Origin of the sequence: Neisseria oralis, assembly GCF_045062685.1 — a bacterium.
In the GTDB taxonomy this organism is placed as follows: domain Bacteria; phylum Pseudomonadota; class Gammaproteobacteria; order Burkholderiales; family Neisseriaceae; genus Neisseria; species Neisseria oralis.
Map to the genome: position 1 here is coordinate 1 of NZ_JBJGEB010000027.1, position 1,837 is coordinate 1,837.

Annotated in this window: 2 protein-coding genes and 1 pseudogene; all 3 read left to right on the forward strand. The window is 44.0% G+C overall.

Going from position 1 to position 1,837, the window contains the following annotated elements; translation table 11 throughout:
• Nucleotides 1–233 (forward strand): annotated as a pseudogene (locus ACI43T_RS11850) (type IV secretion system protein); the annotation flags it as partial.
• A complete protein-coding gene (locus tag ACI43T_RS11855; RefSeq protein WP_405387304.1) occupies nt 233–748 on the forward strand; it encodes a DUF4189 domain-containing protein in 516 nt (171 codons plus the stop codon). The pseudogene ACI43T_RS11850 and the gene ACI43T_RS11855, both read left to right, overlap by 1 nt.
• 303 nt (nt 749–1,051) lie before the next feature.
• Nucleotides 1,052–1,582, forward strand: a complete 531-nt coding sequence (locus tag ACI43T_RS11860; protein ID WP_405387306.1) for a DUF4189 domain-containing protein — start codon at nt 1,052–1,054, stop codon at nt 1,580–1,582.
• The last annotated feature ends 255 nt before the right edge of the window (nt 1,583–1,837 follow it).

The following is a 1,837-nucleotide window of genomic DNA, read 5'->3' on the forward strand; positions in this document are numbered from 1 at the left end:
CATCGCAAGATCGTCCGGGCATTGCGCAGATTACGATCATGCAGGGCGGCTTGGGGCTGATGATGAGCACGCTGATGATCACGGCGCCGCTGCTGGTGGGGAACCTGATTGGGTCTTCGTTGGGATTTAATGCGTACTCGCCGTTTGGGAACGGGGATGCAAGAGGTAAGGATGGAACTCCTTTGATTAATAAAGGTAAAAGTCAAGAAACTAGCGGAATTGATGGAAAATAATGAAGAATATATTCTTAATATCGATAATGATTTTAAGCGGTTTTGTCTCTGCTAATCCGTTAGGAGGAAACCCGACCAACGGTTATTGTCAGACGGTTGACGGCAGGGCCTGTGGTTGGAGAGGGAATGGTGGATCCTCACAGCGTCGGGTGATTAATATTCCTAACCATTGGGGTGCTATTTATTACAATCCCGCAAATAGGGCTTTCGGTTATTCAGATAATAATACGGAAGGTTATGAATCTGCCGAAGAAGAGGCATTGGCAGGGTGTATTAAAGCAGGGGGAAATAAGAACCCTATAGCTTCAGATGGAAAAGGATGCAGGTTAGGAACCAAAAATCAAAATTCCTGTAGTGCCATTGCAATGGGTAAAGTGGAAGGCTATGCAATCAGGAGTAATAGGCGCTTGGAAAGAGCTGAACAGGAAGCATTGAAAGCATGTAGTAAATATTCTGATTCTTGTGAAATACGCTATTCCGCATGTTCCCGTCATCCTGACTACCTTCGTTACTAAATGATTTTTTCAGACGGCCTTTTTAAGATTAGAGGCCGTCTGAAAATTTTTATGCAGCGACCAAGTAATATTTCCATTGCGACCGGACATCGCGTAGATTACGATCATGTAGGGTGGTTTGGGACTGATGATGAGCACGCTGATGATTACAGCGCCGCTGCTGGTGGGGAATCTGATCGGGTCTTCATTGGGGGTTAATGCGTACTCGCCGTTTGGGAATGGAGATGCAAGAAGTAAAGATGGGACACCTTTAACCAATAAGGTTAAGAAACAAACGAGTAATACAGCAGAGGATGATTGATTATGAAAAAATTATTCTTGTCATTTAGTATAATGGTTATTAGTAGTTTTTCCTTGTCAACTCCGTTAGGTGGCAATCCAACTAATGGTTATTGCCAAACTGTGGATGGTAATGCTTGTGGATGGGGCGGGAATGGTTCCCCTCAACGTAGGGTGATTAATATTCCTACCCGTTGGGGAGCTATTTATTATAATGCTGCCAATCGTGCTATTGGTATATCTGAAAACAATACTGAAGGTTATCGTTCCGCCAATAAAGAGGCATTAGCAAACTGTATTAAAGTAGGAGGTGGCAAAAATCCAATATCTCGCAAGGGACAAGGTTGTCATATGGTAACAGAATACCGTAACTCTTGTGCAGCGATTGCAGTAGGTGGCGAGATAGGGAAAGGTCGTGTTGCTGGAATAGGAGGGCATGATTACGTTGAAGGGGCTGAAAAAGAAGCAATTGAGGTTTGTGAGAGAGGAAAACCTTTCAAATGTGAGATTAAATATTCAGGCTGTTCCCGCCACCCCGACTACCTTCGTTACTAAATGATTTTTCAGACGGCCTTTTAAGCTCAGAGGCCGTCTGAAAATTTTTCATATTCCGTTCCGATAAAAAACATTTTAAAAACCGACCGCACGTTGTGCGGTTTTTTTGTCGCCTGCGGTTTGAGTGTTTCAAGTTTCAGACGGCCTCGTAGGCAAAGGCATAGACAGCACGAAGAAAGAAATTCGACGCGCATTGCAATAAAACGGATACGGACCGGTTGAAAACCGGAGGGCAAACAGGCAGAATATGGACAA

Coding starts and splice junctions, on each gene's coding strand:
- ACI43T_RS11855 (WP_405387304.1), top strand. CDS start 233: ATGAAGAATATATTCTTAATATCGATAATGATTTTAAGCGGTTTTGTC.
- ACI43T_RS11860 (WP_405387306.1), top strand. CDS start 1,052: ATGAAAAAATTATTCTTGTCATTTAGTATAATGGTTATTAGTAGTTTT.